This window comes from Mangrovibacterium sp., assembly GCF_041596335.1.
GTDB lineage: Bacteria > Bacteroidota > Bacteroidia > Bacteroidales > Prolixibacteraceae > Mangrovibacterium.
In genome coordinates, this window is record NZ_JBFHIT010000035.1 from 17,280 (window position 1) to 35,726 (window position 18,447).

Here is an 18,447-nt window from a genome sequence, read left to right on the forward strand (position 1 = left end):
TCATTTATTTTAGTCGTATCTCCGTTATTTTACCCAATAAGCTCCCTTCTTTATCAAACAAACCAGCCTTAAGCAAGCTTTTCAGCGGAACCTCAAACTTGCCGTTGTATTTGGTAGTGGTTGCTGAAGGTTCTTCGCCGTTAAGAGTATAGTAAATATCGTATCCAACAGTTTCTGTCTCTAAATACACAATTGCCTTACCATGAAGTTCGTCGATCGCAAATGGAGCATATACCGTGTACATGCTGGTTGAATAGTTAATGCCATCGCGGTTCAACCGCGGGAAATGTGCTTCAACAGCCTGCTGAAAGCGCGGCCAGTTTTTCACGTCGGGGCGACTCCAGGCCACTTCGGCATTAGCTAAAGCACGCGGATAGGTGATGTATTCGGTATGTTCTTCGGTGGGCAGGAACTCGCCCCAAAGGCAAGCTTCGGTACCTTTCACCAAGTTGGCTTCTTCGACAGTCAGCTCATCAGGAATAGGCTCGTAGCTATACACCTTTGATAGCGGAAGCACCACTCGCGGTCCTTCGGGCTCCATCGCTATTGGTCCCTGCACCTGGCAGATATAGGCATGGGTGTATGAAGCCATAATGGTTGGATACCCATTTTTCGGAGCCTCGATTTCGGGTGTGTATTTTCCGCGACGCCAAGCCATGATGGTTGCCCCTTTGGCACCTTTGCCGCTCAGAATTTCGTCCCAGCCAATCATGGTTTTGCCCTTAGCAGTAACCAGTTTGTTTACCCGTTGGATGAAATGGCTTTGCAGCTCCTCTTCGTCGTGCAGATTATTGTCGGCCTTAACCTTTTGGCAATGCGGACATTTTTTCCAGTTCATTTTATTGCACTCGTCGCCACCAATATGCAGGTATTGCGACGGAAACAAATCGGCCACTTCGGTGAGCATATGGTTCAAAAACTCGTAGGTCGTTTCTTTTCCGGCACACAAGGCATTGTCGGGTGCTTTTCCGCCAACAGCTACCTCAAAGTTAGCTGAGTCAACACACGACAAAAACGGATAGGAAGCCACCAGCGCCTTACTGTGTCCCGGCACATCGATCTCCGGAATAATTTCCACGTTTCTGATTCGGGCGTACTCAATCACATCGCGAATGTCGTCTTTGGTATAAAAGCCGCCAACCGTTTTGGGCTCATTGGCAGTGGCGGGCTCGCGATCCCACCAGTGAATGCCAGTGCGGTCGGCTCTCCAGGCTCCCTTTTTCGTTAGATTTGGGTACTGATCGATCTCGATTCGCCAGCCCTGATCGTCGGTTAAATGCCAATGCATGATATTCATTTTATAGGCCGCGAAAATGTCGATCTGTTTCATCACAAACTCTTTGGTTTGAAAATGACGCGAGGCATCGAGCATCATTCCGCGCCACTCGAAGCGAGGACGGTCATTCAGCACCAGACATGGAATTTGGCAACTTTGAGCTCCCACCGGAATGGCTTGTCTGAGTGTTTGAAAACCATAGAACAATCCGGCATAATCGCCTGCACTTACCACCACCCGCTGTGGAGTAACCTCCAGACTGTATGCCTCTTTTTCGAATCCGGCGTTATCGGCCAGTTCAAAAAAGATGCAGTTGGCGGCAGGCATTCGGCTTCCGGTTTTCACCGAAACCGCGAAACCGGCATCGTTTTTCAGTTTTTCGCTGACGTACGGTTTCAGATCGGCCTCAAAGGCAGCCGGAATAATCACCTTGGTATTTGGTGTCAGGCTGAAATGCCCTTCTTTCAAAACCACCGATTCGGGTTGCGGAATGAAGGCGACTTTCGACTCCTGCGCCACCCCGGCCAAAGTGGCCATTAGAACTACTAACAGAGTTATTGTTTTTCTCATCGTTTTAAATTTTCTACAATTACACGGGCAACTTCTTTGCCTTGCTCACTTTTTCCCACTTCGTTATAATGCACATCGCCCGGCTTAATGCACCACTGCTCAAAATTAGGTTCGACGAAGGCATACAGGTCGTTAATCACAATTGAAGGATGATTGGCCAACACCTGCATGGCTGCCTTGTTGTAGCGAATGCTGTCGCCGGCAATGCGACCTTCAGCCTGCTCAGGCACCGGTGTTGTGGTGGCAAAAACCAGTTTGGCTTTCGGAAATTTATCCTTTAGGTACACACAAATCTCTTCGAGCTTGGTTTTGTACTCCTCAATTGAAGAAACCTGCTTGCCATTTTCAAGGTCGAGTTTTCCGTTGGTCACATATTTCAGGTCGTGCAGACCCACATTGAAATGAATGAGGTCCCACGTGAAATTCCAGCCTTCATCCAAGTGCGGCTGAAACATGGTTTTTTGCATGGTTTCCGTTCCCGGGATCAGGTGCTGCGTAGCACCACCGTTTCGATAAGTCCGGAAAACATTTGCTTTTCCGGCCAAAATTCTTCGCACTTCGGGTGTGTAGCCAATGGAAATCGAATCGCCGTAAATGAGTACATTAGGCAAGCCCGGCTGCGGGTGAACGTAATCGAAAGCCGGCCCGGTTAACAGCCGCAAATTGTTCCATGCCTCGCGGCAAATTTGCTCATTGCAATCCTGTTTCCGCTTTCGTGCCATTGCGGTTGGTGCGGCTGACAAAAGCACAGCTGCTGCACCGAGAGATTTGATAAAATTCCTTCTTTGCATACCGTTATTTCCCTCTAAATACTGACGACCAATGTGTTGAACGACTTTGCAATCAGCTCAGTCTGAACCGGCTTATTGTTAATATTTAGGGTCAACAGGCTGTTTTCATCTTTTTCGTTGTAGGCCAACACAATCACTTGCTGTGCAGCTTCATCAAAAAATACCAGTACATTTCCGGTATCACCATCAGCAGCCAGTTTCACATTTCCGGGTTGTACAAAAGCGCTGAGGTGTTTCATCAGGTAAAACTCCGGGTTGTATTTAATTTTTTTCGTGTTGCTGTCGATTGAGATCATCGAGTTTTGTTTCCATCCCCACTGGCTTTTGCCTGTTTCGTCGAGGATCATGTTCCAGTACATATAAGCGTTCGTGCCGTTTTCAAAGTAGTGTTTCATCAGGCTGAAGGTGTATTCGGCCGCTTTCCAGTCATTTGAGCCATCGCCGCATTCTGTTTCAGTTTGCATCAATTGCATGTCGGGATATTTCGCATGAACACTCTCAATAGCGCCTTTTCCAGCCCATTGAAAGCCAACGCCTTTCACATAGTCCATGGTATTTTTATATTGAAGCACATCATCAACACGTTCGATTTGTGGACGTTCAACCGTTCCCAGCCAGATTTCCGCGTCAATACTATCTTTTTGAAATTGTGGCGCCAGATAGTCAGCAATCAGAATTCCAAGGTCTTGCGGTTTCCAAACACACGAGGGGAAGTTTTGCGCCGAGTTCGGTTCGTTTTGAACATGAACAGCCTCTATTTTAATGCCCTCGCCGGCATAGGCTTTTACGAATTTTGAAAAGTATAGTGCATAGGCCTGAAAGTACTCCGGCTCGGTGATGAAGCGCGAAACCAGCTCTTCGGTAGAGCTTAGCTCAGGAGCCAGGTCATTTTGGTTGGCATCGGCCCTGCAAGCGTAGTGCTTGTTGTGTTTCATCCACGAAGGAGGACACCAGGGTGAAGCCCAAACACGAATCTCGGGATTGATCTTTTGAGCCTCTTTGATGTAAGGAACCAACCGTTGGCGGTCGCGATCGATGGAGAAATTCGCCATGGCAAAGTCGCCTTCTGTTTCGTTGTGGCTGTACCAGTCTACTGCATAGTCGTTTGCACCGACTGGCATACGGCACAAGTTGAACTTACAGCCCGTTTCGGAGTTAAACAAGTCGTTGAGCAATTGTTGTTTTTCTTCGGGAGTTACCATATTCAAAGCCTCCCAGCCCATTTCATTAAAGCATCCGCCAAAGCCGGTAATGGTTTGCTCTTGCTTGTTTGTGTCGATATTAACGACCACCTGAGGCAGGTCATCGGCAGAAGGTTTTGCAAGTTCTTTTTCAACCCAGGGGTTTTTGTCGGTGCTACTGATCAATTTTACTTCGGGAGCTTTGGTGCAGGCCATGAAGCTCAGCAACACAGCAAATAAACTTAGTCTTATAGCCATCATTTTTATCAGTTTTATTGTAGTTATTTCAACAGTAAATAATAGGTCTTTTTATTGCCGGATGAAACTCGCATAATCAGGATTCTAATTCCTGTTTATGCCTGACACAATCCTGCTTATTTCACGTTTAATATTCCGCGCAGACGAATATCCTTGGATGAAGCGCCAATCATGATACGGAAATCACCCGGTTCCACCACCCGTTCCATAGCCGCATTCAGCATCGACAAATCGTCCGGCAGCAACGTAAACGTTAACTGTTTCGATTCTCCCGGATTTAGCGAAATACGCTGAAAGCCTTTCAGCTCTTTGATTGGCCGTGAAACAGAAGACAATTCATCGCGAAGGTACAGCTGCACCACCTCGTCGCCTTTCGTTTTTCCGGTGTTTTTCACCGTACAGGTTATGCTTACAGACTCGTTTGTAGCGATCCTGTTTTTGCTGAAATTCAAATCAGAATAGTCGAAGGTAGTATAGCTCAATCCAAAGCCAAATGGGAACAGCGGTTGTCCGGTCAGGTTATGGTAGTTGTCGCCACGGCCGGTTGGTTTATGGTTGTAATATAAAGGGCACTGTGCTTCGTCAACCGGGAAAGTGACCGGCAGTCTTCCGCCCGGGTTTTCGTTGCCAAACAACACATCGGCAAAACCATTTCCGCCATTTTCGCCTGGATACCAGGCCATAATAATACCGTCAACTTCTTTCATCCAGTTGCTCATGGTAATAGCGCTACCTCCGGTTAGTACGACCACGGTTGGTTTTCCGGTAGCCGCCACTGCCTTAATTAGCGCTTCCTGATGACCGGGAAGAGCGAGCAGTGCACGATCCTGAAATTCACCTTCATGGATGCCCGCAAAAACAACAGCGATCTCACTGCGTCTGGCCAATTCAACAGCCTCAGCGATTTGTTCTTCAACGCGGTTTTCGACTGTCGCATTCCAAATCAACTTCAGCTTGGCATTTCCGGCCGATTCGAAATATTCCAGTTTCAGATCGTACTCTTTACCGGCTTGAAAATTGAAGTCTTTCAAGATGGTTTGATACGATTGCTTTTTCCAATTGTCGATCAGCAACTTTCCGTCAACGTATAGGCGGTATCCGTCGTTTCCTTCAACACCGATTTTGAAAGTTCCAGCTTTTGGAGCTTTCAGTTTACCTGTCCAGCGAAGCGAAAACCAGTCGTAGGGCAAATCCTCGTGTGGTGAAAAGAGAGTCCAGCCACCTTCAGCACGCTGATCAACGCGACTTACTTTGGGCGTTCCTTCCAACTTAATATTGTCGAAATAATCTCCCTTCAGGCCATTTACCGTCTTGCCATTTTCGGTTGTCAAGAGGTATTCTGTCGCAATGGTCTCGTAGGTTTTTTCCTTAAACGAAACCCCTTCAACCCATTGTACTTTTTTATCGCCCAGCACATTCACTACCCCGTCATACATGGAAACCACATCGTTACCGGGGCCGCTGTATCCACCCAAACGGGCGGCTTTGGCATCGTATCCAATCAGGGCCAACTTGTTTACCGACTTGCTAATCGGTAAAAGTTGATCTTTGTTTTGCAGAAGAACCATTGATTTTGAAGCAGCCACGCGCGCCAGTTCGCGGTGCGATTTGTGTCCGTTCCAGTAGGCAGCCTGCTCCGGGTCGACGTATGGATTCTCGAACAAGCCCAACTCAAATTTTGCTTTCAGGATGCGGCTCACCGCTTCATCAATCGCTTTTTCGTCGACCATTCCTTTTTCATATGCTTCCCAAAACAGTGGATAGTGGTTGTAATTGGTTTGAAACATCACATCCAATCCGGCTTCAACGGCATCTTCGGTTGATTCGGCATAATTTGCCGCTGTAAAATGCAGCACATTGGAGCCACCGGTTGCGCCGGCATCAGAAATCACAAAACCGTCGAAGCCCCATTCTTCTTTCAATTTTTTGCGTAACAGCCACTCGTTAGCCGTACATGGCGAACCATCGAGCGAGTTGTAAGCCGTCATTACCGAGCGGGCGCCAGCTTTTTGAAACACCGCTTTAAAGGCCGGGAAATAAATCTCTTCGAGCAAACGCTCGTTAAAACTGATCGGGTAGCTGTCGCGGCCACCGGCACCAATGTTGGCAACAAAGTGTTTGGGAGTTGTGATGACTCCCTCCTTTTCGAACTGACTGATAAAAGCCATCGCTATTTGAGTCGTCAAATAAGGATCTTCGCCATAAGTTTCCTCCACACGGCCCCAGCGAACATCGCGTGCAATATTTAATACCGGCGAAAGAATCTGGCGAATTCCGCGTGATTTTGTTTCGTTTGTGATCGCCCGGGCCACATCGGCCACCAGGGCAGTATCCCACGAAGCAGCCAAACCGATCGCCTGCGGAAAAGCAGTGGCACCGTCGCGGGTTAAGCCGTGCAAAGCTTCGTTAAACGGAATTAATGGAATTCCCAGACGGGTATCTTCCACAAAATACCGTTGAATTTTATTCACTTTATCGGTCATCTGGCGTGCTGTTCCCGACGAGCCATAGTCCATTAATTGCTCGGCGGCGTTGGCTTGTTTGCCTTTGCTTGCCACCTGAAAGCCAAAACAACCATTTTTATATCGACTCATATCGTCTTCCAGGTCTCCCGGAATCATAAACATTTGCCAGAACTTCTCTTCCAATGTCATTCGGCTCAGTAAATCGTCGACACGCTGCTGAACCGGTAAATCCGGGTTCTTATAAGGGGCAACTTCCTGTGCCAGTGCCGGATTTTTAAACACAAACAGCACAAACAGCAGAATCAGAAATTGGTCTATTTTATTCGTTATCATGTTCTATATTTTTGAAGAATAAGTCGTTGGTTTTAATGCAAATTCGCTTTTAAATCGTTGTCGAAATCTGTCATCAGTTTCTTCAACTCGGTTACTTTATCGGGGTAGTCGTCAACCAGATTCGTACGTTCAGAAATATCATATTTCAAGTTATACAGTTCAAGCTTCTCCCCATCAATCCGTAATTTCCAATCGCCGGAGCGCACGGCCTGAATAGTCTCCTTTAAGTAGTAGTAAAAAGCCTCGTGTGGTGTTTTGCTTTGCTCCGGATCAGACAATAGCGGCCAAATATCTTTACCATCAATCGGAGCTTCCGAAAGTTTTCCACCGGTCAATTGCGCGATAGTTGGCAATAAATCAATGGTTGAAGCGATCTCATGACATACCGATCCTGCCGGGATTTTTCCTTTCCATTGAGCAATCATTGGTTCGCGCATGCCACCTTCGTAGGTTGCAAATTTGTGTCCGCGCAAAGGTTTAGCACTTCCGCCATGGCCGTTTTTCAGATCCCACGGGCCATTGTCAGAACTAAACACCACCAAGGTATTTTCATCCAAGCCCAGTTCTTTAATTGTTTTCAGAAGTTGACCAACGCTCCAGTCGATTTCTTCGATCACATCGCCATACAATCCACGGGCGCTTTTCCCTTTAAATTCGTCGGAAACATAAAGCGGAATGTGTGGCATGGTGTGGGCAAAATACAGGAAGAAATTACTGTCCTGCTTTTCACGGATAAAAGCGACCGCCTCTTCGGTGTACCTTTTAGTAAGGGTCGTTTGATCGACCGGATATTCAATCACTTCATCCTGACGCATCAACGGAACTTTCCCTCCGCGCCATTTTTCTTCCCGGAGGCTGTCGAGGTTCATTCCTTCATTATAAACCATGTTTGCTGACAACTTAAAGCCCCGGTTGATCGACATGTCGTTGCTGTAAGGAATTCCATAATACTGATCGAATCCCTGCGCAGTTGGCAAATGTTCGGGTTGATCGCCCAAGTGCCATTTACCGATACAGGCGGTTGCATAGCCTTGCTGCTTAAGCATATCGGCAATCGTGAGTTCCTTGTTGGCGAGGCCGGTTTCGCTGGCTGGCCACAAAACTGCCGGAACCCCCACACGCGGCGGATAACAACCTGTAAGCAAAGCGGCCCGCGAAGGGGAACAAACCGATGAAGCCGAGTAAAAATCGGTGAACCGCACGCCGTCCTTCGCCATTTGGTCGAGGTTTGGCGTTTTAATCAAGGGCGAGCCAAAACAGCCCACATCGTTGTAGCCCTGGTCGTCGGTAAAAATGATAATGACATTGGGGGCTTTTTCAGTTTTGATACACGATGTAAAGCCCGCGCCGCATGCCACCGCAACGGCTGAAAGGAGAATGCTTTTATTTCGTAATGTCTTCATTTGACGTTTGTTTTAAGGCTATTCAACCAATTTCAAATTACTATTCAACTGATACTTGCTGCCTTTTTGTGTCGGAAATTCAATCGATTTGTCCCTGTAGACCAACCGACAGGTATTGCCACCCTTCGACCACAGTTCGACCTGTTCGAGCTTTCCGTTTTTCCATTTAAAAGACAGCTCAAAACCGCCGCGGGCACAAACCCCTGAAATCGCCCCTTCGGGCAAGGCATCGGGCAGTGCGGGCAATAGGTTTATTTTTCCAAGGTGGCTTTGCACAAGCATTTCGATAATCCCCGAAGCGCCACCAAAATTGCCATCGATTTGGAAAGGCGGGTGCGAGTCGAACAAGTTCGGATACGACCCTCCACCTACGGAACCATCCGGTTTTACGGCCGGACTCAGCAGACTATGAATCATTTTGTAAGCTCTGTTTCCGTCTAGAAAACGAGCCCAGTAGTTAATTTTCCAGGCCAGACTCCAGCCCGTTCCTCCGTCGCCACGAAACTCGAGCGATTGTTTGGCGGCCTTCATCAGTTCAGGAGTCTCTTCTGGATTGATTTCGCTTCCGGGATAAACAGCCCACAGGTGTGACACGTGCCGATGCTTGACTTCCGGATCGTCTTTATCTTCGAGCCACTCCTGCAGCTGTCCGTATTGTCCGATTTGGTTAGGAGCAATTTTCGGAATCATTGCCTCAATTTGGCTGGAAAATTCGTTGTCAACCTTCAATATTTCAGCGGCTTCAATATAAATTCGAAAAAGTGCGCGAATAATTTGATGATCCATTGCAGGACCTGCCACCAAGCCACCGATTTCGGGCGAATTGGAAGGTGAGCTGATCAGAAATCCGGTTTTGGGATCTTCATACAGAAACTGGCTAAAGAACAGCGCAGCATCTTTGATCAGATGGAATTTCTCCTGAAGAAACTCTTTATCCTGAGTAAACAGATAATGTTCCCAAATGTGGGTGCTTAACCATGCGCCGCCGGTAACCCAAATTCCGTGATGCGACGCGTTTATTGGCGCCGCTCCCCGCCAGATGTCGGTGTTGTGGTGTAACACCCAGCCATCGCAATTGTAGTGTTCTTTAGCGACTACTTTACCGGTTTGTGCCACTTCTTCAATCATTTTGAACAAGGGCTCGTGACACTCGGAAAGGTTTGTCAATTCAACCGGCCAGTAGTTCATTTCGGTGTTAATGTTGACAGTGTATTTGCTTTCCCAGGGTGGCCGGATATTATCGTTCCAAATTCCCTGCAAGGTTGCCGGATAAGTACCCGGACGACTGCACGCGATCATCAAATAACGACTGTATTGCACGTACAATGACAGCAATTGCGGGTCGTTCGGATCGTTAAAAAATTCAATGATTCGGCTATCAGTCGATTTTTGTGAGCGCCCGTTGTCGCCAAAATTTAGCTGAAAACGGTCAAACAATTTCTTATAGTCGTTGATGTGATCTTCTTTGATTGATCGCAGGGACTTCTTTTGTGCTTTCTGCAGAAAATCTGAAGCCAGTTTTCCGGCATCACCACTCACGTCGTTGTACGTTTTATAATTCGTGGCAGCTGATAAATAGATCGTCGCGTTCGATGCTCCACTCACCCACAACTTTCCGTCGGCAGTCTTCACCTTCCCATTGGTTCTGAGCCGAAGGGCAGCCACTCCGTTTAACGCGCCGTCCTTTACCTGAACTTCCAACGTTTGCCCGTTTTTTTCGGTTACAACATTTTTTTGTTCGTGAACAGCATCCAGGTATAAATGAAAATTCAAGGCAGCTGCCTGATCCGATGTCAGGTTTAGCACAAGCACCTGATCGGGATACGAAACAAACAATTCGCGACTGTATTTTACCCCTTCAACTGAATAAGACAGATTGCAGAGCGCATTTTCAAGGTCCAACTCGCGTAAATAACCGGTGTAATTTGCGTGATCAGGAAAATTAAGATACAAATCGCCAAACGGTTGATAGGCTTTTTGGTGCAGTGGGACACTCATAAATTTCTCGAGCGCCAGAGTTTGCGCGTCCAGCTGTTTTCCGTCGCTCAACAGTTGCCTGATTTCATCCAGGTAGTTGCTCGCACCTTGATGAGCGTAATCATGCGGTTCGCCGGTCCATAGTGTTTCTTCGTTAAACTGAATGTGTTCGTGCTGCACATCACCATAAATCATGGCGCCAAGCCGGCCATTACCGACCGGCAAAGCTTCAGTCCAAAGCTCGGCAGGCTTTTCGTAAAACAAGCGGTTACCCGACTGGGCAGAGGCTGTCTGCGCCAGGCATAACCCTGTAAAAGCCAGCAGCAACACGATAATATTTTTCTTTTTACTCATACTCTAAACTCAATAACTTAAACAACTTATGACAATGATTGCAATAGCCGAAATCGCCTATTAGCTTTCCAATTTTATTTCGAGGTAGAACGGCATTTCGTAAACCATTCCATCTTGTTTCTTTAATAGAACGACCGGAACAATATCAGCCTCCCCAATATTCAAATTAATCTCACCAATAGAAATTTGATCGCTCATTGGTTTCTGAAACGAAAACGTTCTTTCGCTTTTTCCAATTTGCAATTTCACCTGACAATCAGTTATAATTTCCGTCTTGAAATGCAGAGTCAGTTTGTAATTTCCCGCTTTTTCGATGGCTGCTTTCCAATACGCGACCCCCTTTGGCACATCCTCGTGAGCTGTAAAATGCACATCGTTTAAATTTAAAACGCTTGGGTTTTCGTGCTCCGTTCCGATGAGCATTCGCGGTGAACGCAACAGATTAGGCGATTGGAGCAGCCCGTTTAACCAATTGTCCAACTCTTCTTTTAATGCTTTGGCAGTCTCATTATTGCGTTCCACAATATTGGTCAACTCATACGGATCAGTCTCGAGATTGAACAACTCAAAGTCTTCAATTTCGGCTGATTCGCCGCAATTGCCGACCAGTTTAAACTCTCCTCTTCGAACCATCATGTTTTGGTATTTTTCCGGATAATCGCGTGTCCAGTAACGGCATATAGAGCGTTCGTCCAATTTTTTTTGTTCGCCGGTAAGCAAAGGCAGCAGGCTAACACCATCAATCTCGCGGTCGGTTGGAATTCCCACCCCACATAATTCCGCGATTGTCGGGAAAACATCGAAGTGCGACGCGGTTATATTGATATCGCGGTTTCCGCTGAAAGAAGCGGGGTACCTCCAGAAACAGGGTACCTGTATTCCTCCTTCATACACCGACGATTTTTGTCCGCGCAGTCCGCCCAGATAGCGGGATGGAATTGGCCCGTTATCGCTCATAAAAATGACCAGTGTATTTTCAGCCAGCTTTAGCTCGTCCACTTTTGCCAAAAGCCGGCCCATGTTATCATCAATATTTGAAACCATGGCATATACTTTCCGGGCTTTCTCTTTCATCGGTTCGGTCATCGCCGGAAAAGGTCTTCCGTCGTTTTCGAAACCCGCTGCCGGATCCAGGTCTTTGTACATTTGGTAATACTCATCCGGAACCTGTAAGGGATCGTGTGGCGCGTTGAAGGCCAGGTACAGGAAAAAGGGTTCTTGTTTATTTTCTTCAATAAAGCTTAGTGCCGCATCGGTAAACACATTCGTACAATACCCTTCGCTTTCAACCATTTTACCATTCTCCCAAAGTGTTGGGTTGAAATAACTGGTATTCCCTTTCAAATGATTGGGCCAGTCGCCCCACTGCCCGATACCACCAGCCAAATGGCGCAGCACATAATCAAAGCCCTGATCTTCGGGTCTGAAGGGATAGTTATCTCCCAAATGCCATTTTCCAATCATTCCGGTTCTATAGCCTCCCCGTTTCAATACCTCGGCAATGGTAATTTCGTTGGTACTCATAATTGCTCCCCCCTTGTACGTATCGCGCACACCGGTGCGCAGGGCGTAGCGGCCAGTCAGCAGAGCTGCACGGGTAGGAGCGCAAACTGATGATACCAGGAAATCGCTGAAGCGAACACTCTCGCCGGCAAACTGATCGAGCACCGGTGTATGGATGTTTGGATTACCGTTGAAACCCAAATCGCCGAATCCCTGATCGTCGGTCATGACTAAGATCACATTGGGCTTTGATGTCTTTGTCCCTTGCCATTTATTTACGCAAGCCGTCAGGCCAATGAACAGCAGAGATACAGCGAAATATTGAGTGCGTTTAGTCATTGTTATACAAGTTTGTTTTTGACTTGCGATTGTTGTTCCAAATAGTTACTTGCCAGCTCTCGCGGGAATTTCCCGGTTCGCCAAACGAACAGCGATAAAAGCGGAAATACAGCCCAAATAATAATGGGTTTACAATTGCATTCTGTTCACGAATGGTTTTTGGGGCGACGGCCAAAAAACCAAGACAGGGAAAAGAATAGGACATCTCGAATCATCATTCCTTCCCTCTGCTTTAATCGTTCCAGTGTGCCGCTATTATCTCCAGTACTTCAGGGTTGTCAGCATCAGTGTCACCCAGCAATTCACGCTGACGCAAAATCTCTTCCTTCATCTGCTTGATGATATCCTGGTACTTTGGATCGTTATAAGCATTTTGCAATTCGTTCGGATCTTCTTTCAAATCGAAGAAATCCCAGTATCTGCCGGTTTCCTCTCCTTCTTCGAACTTATTGTCCTTAAATCCATTCCCATAAAAGAACGCGAGCTTGTACCGTTCTCCCCGAATTCCAAAGTGACCGGGACGCATGGTTTGGTGCTCCCAATACCGATAATAGCCGACCTTTCTCCAGTCGTCCGGGGTATTTCCCTGCAGGTTTTCGCGAAAGCTATGTCCTTGCATGGTTTCAGGATATTCGGCCCCTGCATAATCGACAAACAAAGCTGAGAAGTCTACATTTTCAATGATATCCTGATTGCGGGTTCCTGCGGGAATTTCCTTCGGATAGCGAATAACAAACGGCATGTGCACCGATTCTTCGTAAATCATTCGTTTATCGAACCAGCCATGTTCGCCAAGGAAATAACCTTGATCGGACGTATAGATCACAATCGTATTTTCCGCCAATCCGGCTTTGTCCAAATAGTCGAGCAGCTTCCCAATGTTATCGTCGATGGCTGCACCGCAGCGCATATAGTCTTTCACATATTTTTGGTAGGTTTTGTAGCGAGCTTCATCGTCGGTTAAGCCTTCAACCGAAAAGGGCAATTCCGGGTAATACATGAAGTCGTCCTTTTTGTCCGGATTTTCGGAAGCAAACAGATACCGTTTTTTTAGGTTATCGACCGACTGCCCTTTAAACGAACGGCCTGTGTCATCGGGGCCATGGTCGTAAAACGATCCCGGAACAGGAATATTCTGGTCGCGGTACAACTGACTAAAGCGCTCCGGATAATCCCATGGTTCGTGCGTTGCCTTGAAATGACACAAAACCATGAACGGTTTTGTTTTGTCGCGGCTTTCGAGCCATTCAATGGTTTTATCGGCAATAACATCGGTACTAAAACCTTTGTAAGGGATTCCTCCTTCGTGCTCATCGGCCCAGTTTTCCTTCGTTTTCAGAATCGGATCCCAATAGCGTCCCTGCCCCGGCAAAACACAATAATAGTCGAAACCGGTTGGCTCTTTCTTGAGGTGCCATTTACCAATTACCGAAGTCTGGTAGCCAGCCTGTTTTAGCACTTTCGCAATGTTATTTTGTTCAGGCATCAGCGCTCCGGCCAATGTTTTTACGCCATTTACATGACTGTATTGTCCGGTTAAAATTGTTGCACGGCTAGGCGTACAAATTGAGTTGGATACCAGGCAATTGTCGAGCACACACCCTTCATTGGCCAAGCGGCTAATATTTGGTACATGCACGTAGTCTTTCAATATTCCACCATAAACTCCCCACGCCTGCGAGGTATGGTCGTCGGAGAGAATAAAGAGGATGTTTGGTTGTTGTGGAGCTTCCTTTTCGGCCGTGTTACAGCCTGTAAAAACAGATACCGCAACAGCCCCAAGAATGCCAAACGTTATATTTTTTTTCATGATTTTATTTCTATCTGGTTATTATTCAACAACTTCAAATGTCAATTTAGTCAATTTATCAGAGGAGGGGCCAATGCCCACTTCAAAAACTCCAGGCTCGACAATCTTCTTCTTCAATTGGACATCGAAAAAAGAAAGATCTTCGGGAGTGACCGAAAAAGTCAACTGCCATGTTTTTCCGGCATCCAGAGAAACGCGTTTGATACCCCGAAGGCTTTTTAACGGACGAACGACCGAGCTTTCCACATCGGTAATGTACAGCTGAACCACTTCGTCGCCGGCAAGTTCGCCACTATTTTTAAGGTCGATTGTTACCAGAAGAGAATCGGCAGCCTGAATTTTTTCAGCCGACAAGCGCATGTTTTCATAAGCGAAATCAGTATAGCTTAATCCGTGGCCAAAAGCATACAGGGGTTCACCCTGGAAGTAACGGTAGGTTCTGCCTTTCATGCTGTAATTAACGAAGGGCGCCAAATCTTTGTGCGATTTGTAGAAGGTAACCGGCAAACGACCGGAAGGATTGTATTCGCCAAAAAGCACATTGGCAATGGCAGTACCACCCAGTTCGCCGGGATACCAGGCCTCCACGATGGCTGGCAGGTTCTCCTGTTCCCAGTTCACCGCCAGTGCGCTACCGTTAAGCAGAACCAAAACCACCGGAGTACCGGTTTCGTGTAGCTCTTGAATCAATTGTTTCTGAATTTCAGGCAGCTCAATATTGGTGCGGTCACCACCATCAAAACCATCGTAGTCCACGCGCATTTGTTCGCCTTCTACATCGGCCGAAATTCCGCCAACAAAAACCACAACATCCGATTTTGAAGCCAGTTCAACGGCCCGGTCGAACGACGATTGGTTTGGCTTTCGCCACAATAATTTCAACTCGGAAGGAACCCCTTTATGGTGCAATTCAACCTCCAGCGTATATTCTTTTCCTTTTTTCAGGAAGACTTTCTCCATTTGTTGGCGCTTCGTTTTTTCGCCCATCTTATCAACCAGCACCTTCCCGTCGACAGTTAACTTGGTGCCGCTCTTCGATTGAAGTCCGATTTCGTAAGTTCCGGTAGCATCCACGTTGATTTTTCCGACCCAACGGGCCGAGAACTCAGCGTCCGTCAAACCGGCAACCGGATACAAGTGCCAGTTGGTATTAATTGCTTCCTCGATGCGCGAAAGCAGGCTTTCACCGGTGCAGTTTCCACTATTGAAATAGGTGGCCTGCAAACCGCTTTTCCCCTGAAACGATAAATATTCAGCGGGAATGAGTGTTGCCGCATCAGCTGTATCAATCAATTCGCAACCCGCCTCGAAATAGACTTTCGTTCCGGCAGCAACTTTCTCCTGAATCCCGGTTAGTGGTGTTGTATAGCGAGAAGGAAAACCATTGTAGTTTCCTAGTAAAACGTCCACATCGTTGGCATTCGGCCCAACCACCGCGATCGATTTCAGGTCTTTTTTAAGAGGAAGGGTTTTGTTTTCATTCTTCAGCAGAACAATTGACTTTTGAGCTGTTTCGAGTGCCAGTTTCCGGTGCTCCGAAGAACTTACCACGCTCATTGGGATTTTGGCATAAGGCACGTTTTCTTCAGAATCGAACATTCCCAGTTTAAAACGAGCCATGAAAATGCGTTTCAGCGACACATCAATTTCGTCTTCGGTAATCAAACCCTGCTCCACAGCGCCTTCCAGGTATGCGTAGCGGAAACCGCAATTCAGATCGCAACCAGCCTGCACCGACACAGCGGCAGCCTCTTCGGGGCTGTTCACAAAGTTGTGGTAGTCGCACACATCGCGGATGGCATTACAGTCGGACACCACGTAGCCATCGAAGCCCCAGTCGTTGCGTAAAATGTCGGTAAGCAGATAAGGGCTTGAACAGCAAGGTTCGCCATTGGTTCGGTTGTAGGCTCCCATCACCGAATAGGCTTTTGCCTCTTTCACACACGCCTCGAAAGCCGGCAGGTAGGTATCGTAGAAATCGCGTTCGTTCACCGCAGCATCAAAGAAGTGGCGTTCGGGCTCGGGGCCGCTGTGCACCACAAAATGCTTGGGTGTAGCCACCAGTTTCAGGTAGTTGGGATCGTTGCCCTGTAGTCCTTTCACAAAGTTTACCCCCATGCGGGCAGTCAGATAAGGGTCTTCACCGTAAGTTTCCTGACCACGTCCCCATCGGGGATCGCGAAAAATGTTGACGTTCGGCGTCCAGTAAGTCAGGCCCTCGTAGCGTTTGTATGAGTTTTTGCGTTGGGCTTCGTGATGTTTGGCACGCGCCTCATCGGAAATAGCAACTGCCGAACGATAAATCAGGTCGGTATCCCAGGTAGCCGCCAGCCCAATGGCCTGCGGAAACACTGTTGCTTCGCCTGCACGAGCCACGCCATGCAAACACTCGTTCCAATACTCATGAGCGGGAACATTGAGCCTCGGGATGGCAGGCGCATTGTTCATCATTTGCCCAACTTTCTCAGCTAAAGTCATTCGCGAAACGAGGTCGTCCACGCGCTCCTCAAAGCTTAAACATTCGTCGAGATAGGGTAACTTCTTTTCCTGCCCGTTAAGGGTCGTCATCAAAAACAGCATGACAACAAGGGAGGTGATTTTCAATAAAATTGCTCTAATATTCAACATGATTTGTTTTTGTTTTTTCGGTTTAGTCTGAACCACTTTTTAAACTGAAACCTCAGAAAACCTAAGGTCAGGTTTATTTAATTCTGCTTCGATATATGATCTGGTTTTACTTATAATTTAGAACCACAACAGACAATGAATTTGCGGGAATATCAACCACTTTAGCTTGTTCTTCCTTTAACCAAATGTCGAAGGTTTTAACCTTATCCGAGTCATTCTTGACGAAGAAATAGACATTCTTATCGTCGGCCAGAGTAATTGTCTCGCTGTACCACGAAGCGGAGGCTACGCGTTTCATTCCCGGACGCATAAACCGTCCAAATAATGCCATGGCGGCATAATCCGGATTGTAGGTCACCGTCTTTTCCGTGCGGTCGATGTTTATCAGGCTGTTTTGCTTCCATCCCCATCCGCTGGTAGCCGTTTCATTCAGAATCATGTTCCAGTAGCAATAATTCGGAACACCATGATTGATGAACGAGGCAACCTCATCGAAACGGGAATAGGCTTCTTTTATATTATTTGCGCCACCAAAACAGATTCCTTCGGTATGTAAAAAGCGGATTTCGGGGAAAACGCTCCGCATATTTTCAATATGTAACGGGTTGATATATTGAATACCAATACCATCGACTGCCTCTCTCCAGTTTTTGTTTGAAACGAACTCCAGTCCATCGACCCGGTTGGCCGTACGAAAAGAACCTGCCCAAATTTCCGTTTCCGACCTAGTTTTTTCGAACTGAGGTTTTAGGTAAGTCCGGGCAAATTCGCCCATTTGGGCCGGAGGCATGTTACACGAAGGATACTTGGTTGAAATATCCTGCTCGTTTTGGATGACAATGCGGTCGACCCGGATACCTTCTTTGGCGTATGCTTCAACATATTTTGCAAAGTACAACGCGTAAGCTTTGTAAATTTCAGGATCATCCTTCAATCTGTTTTTTTCCGGAACTTCGGTTCCCCGATCCATTAGGCCAGACTCTTTCATCCAGCCCGGCGGACTCCAGGGCGATGCGAACAACGCCATATCCGGGTTATATTTATAGGCTGTTTGAATGTAGGGGATAACGCTGTTTTTTTCTCGTTCGATTGAAAATTTATCCATGGTGTAATCCCCGGGAACTTCGCTGTAGCTATAAGCATCTATTCCAAAATCGCTGGCTCCAATGGCTGTTCTGCACAACGAAAAATTGGCAGCATCCGGAGCAAACAAGTTTTTCATGATTTCATTGCGCTGTTCCATGCCTAAGGCCATCAGCGCTTCGCCTCCTATTTCGTTAAAAGCTCCGCCAACTCCTTCGATGGTTTGAAACGTTATTTCCGGATAGATTCGCAGCAAGATGCCCTTCGCTTCCGATTTCGCTTCCGTTTGTTTAACCGGGTTTGCTTCAATGTCAGTTCCTTCTTTTAGCTCAACGTAAAACAGCGCGGCATCATACTGAGCATAGCCACAAAGGCTGATAGCCAGCAAAGCAAGCGTTGCAATGATATTCTTTCTTTTTCCTGTCTTCATTCGAACGTAGTTTTTTTTTGGGTTTGCGAGGCTCCCGCCCCCCTGA

At 47.1% G+C, this 18,447-nt stretch carries 10 protein-coding genes; all 10 read right to left on the reverse strand.

From position 1 onward, the window contains the following. Positions 1 to 4: 4 nt before the first annotated feature. The 10 genes from ABZD21_RS12790 to ABZD21_RS12835 all read right to left on the reverse strand — a co-directional run bounded on the left by ABZD21_RS12790 (position 5) and on the right by ABZD21_RS12835 (position 18,401). Positions 5 to 1,846, reverse strand: coding sequence for a beta-N-acetylhexosaminidase (locus tag ABZD21_RS12790; RefSeq protein WP_372775414.1), 1,842 nt, complete (start codon positions 1,844 to 1,846; stop codon positions 5 to 7). Next, positions 1,843 to 2,568: an SGNH/GDSL hydrolase family protein gene (locus tag ABZD21_RS12795; RefSeq protein ID WP_372775415.1), complete on the reverse strand. Its 726-nt coding sequence runs from the start codon at positions 2,566 to 2,568 to the stop codon at positions 1,843 to 1,845. The genes ABZD21_RS12790 and ABZD21_RS12795 overlap by 4 nt, the downstream gene beginning before the upstream one ends. An 83-nt stretch (positions 2,569 to 2,651) precedes the next feature. Continuing rightward, on the reverse strand, positions 2,652 to 4,079 hold the full coding sequence (locus tag ABZD21_RS12800) for a hypothetical protein (protein ID WP_372775416.1): 1,428 nt from the start codon (positions 4,077 to 4,079) through the stop codon (positions 2,652 to 2,654). Positions 4,080 to 4,192: 113 nt separating this feature from the next. Next, on the reverse strand, positions 4,193 to 6,874 hold the full coding sequence (locus ABZD21_RS12805) for a glycoside hydrolase family 3 N-terminal domain-containing protein (protein ID WP_372775417.1): 2,682 nt from the start codon (positions 6,872 to 6,874) through the stop codon (positions 4,193 to 4,195). 32 nt (positions 6,875 to 6,906) lie between these two features. Then, the gene (locus tag ABZD21_RS12810; protein ID WP_372775418.1) at positions 6,907 to 8,277 is read right to left on the reverse strand and encodes a sulfatase; all 1,371 of its coding nucleotides are present in this window, start codon (positions 8,275 to 8,277) and stop codon (positions 6,907 to 6,909) included. 18 nt (positions 8,278 to 8,295) lie between these two features. Beyond that, complete coding sequence (locus tag ABZD21_RS12815; protein WP_372775419.1) at positions 8,296 to 10,608, reverse strand: glycoside hydrolase N-terminal domain-containing protein; 2,313 nt, start codon at positions 10,606 to 10,608, stop codon at positions 8,296 to 8,298. A gap of 60 nt (positions 10,609 to 10,668) precedes the next feature. Continuing rightward, positions 10,669 to 12,450, reverse strand: a complete 1,782-nt coding sequence (locus tag ABZD21_RS12820; protein WP_372775420.1) for an arylsulfatase — start codon at positions 12,448 to 12,450, stop codon at positions 10,669 to 10,671. Between the two features lie 232 nt (positions 12,451 to 12,682). Further along, positions 12,683 to 14,260, reverse strand: a complete 1,578-nt coding sequence (locus ABZD21_RS12825) for a sulfatase (protein WP_372775421.1) — start codon at positions 14,258 to 14,260, stop codon at positions 12,683 to 12,685. A 21-nt stretch (positions 14,261 to 14,281) separates the two neighbouring features. Continuing rightward, entirely contained in the window at positions 14,282 to 16,888 is a 2,607-nt protein-coding gene (locus ABZD21_RS12830; RefSeq protein WP_372775422.1) for a glycoside hydrolase family 3 C-terminal domain-containing protein, read from the reverse strand. A 106-nt stretch (positions 16,889 to 16,994) separates the two neighbouring features. After that, the gene (locus tag ABZD21_RS12835) at positions 16,995 to 18,401 is read right to left on the reverse strand and encodes a hypothetical protein (RefSeq protein WP_372775423.1); all 1,407 of its coding nucleotides are present in this window, start codon (positions 18,399 to 18,401) and stop codon (positions 16,995 to 16,997) included. Between the last annotated feature and the right edge of the window lie 46 nt (positions 18,402 to 18,447).

Bases quoted from the DNA above. Each gene is read 5' to 3' on its own strand.
- ABZD21_RS12790 (WP_372775414.1), bottom strand. From the start codon at position 1,846: ATGAGAAAAACAATAACTCTGTTAGTAGTTCTAATGGCCACTTTGGCC.
- ABZD21_RS12795 (WP_372775415.1), bottom strand. From the start codon at position 2,568: ATGGCACGAAAGCGGAAACAGGATTGCAATGAGCAAATTTGCCGCGAG.
- ABZD21_RS12810 (WP_372775418.1), bottom strand. From the start codon at position 8,277: ATGAAGACATTACGAAATAAAAGCATTCTCCTTTCAGCCGTTGCGGTG.
- ABZD21_RS12820 (WP_372775420.1), bottom strand. From the start codon at position 12,450: ATGACTAAACGCACTCAATATTTCGCTGTATCTCTGCTGTTCATTGGC.
- ABZD21_RS12825 (WP_372775421.1), bottom strand. From the start codon at position 14,260: ATGAAAAAAAATATAACGTTTGGCATTCTTGGGGCTGTTGCGGTATCT.
- ABZD21_RS12800 (WP_372775416.1), bottom strand. From the start codon at position 4,079: ATGATGGCTATAAGACTAAGTTTATTTGCTGTGTTGCTGAGCTTCATG.
- ABZD21_RS12815 (WP_372775419.1), bottom strand. From the start codon at position 10,608: ATGAGTAAAAAGAAAAATATTATCGTGTTGCTGCTGGCTTTTACAGGG.
- ABZD21_RS12835 (WP_372775423.1), bottom strand. From the start codon at position 18,401: ATGAAGACAGGAAAAAGAAAGAATATCATTGCAACGCTTGCTTTGCTG.
- ABZD21_RS12805 (WP_372775417.1), bottom strand. From the start codon at position 6,874: ATGATAACGAATAAAATAGACCAATTTCTGATTCTGCTGTTTGTGCTG.
- ABZD21_RS12830 (WP_372775422.1), bottom strand. From the start codon at position 16,888: ATGTTGAATATTAGAGCAATTTTATTGAAAATCACCTCCCTTGTTGTC.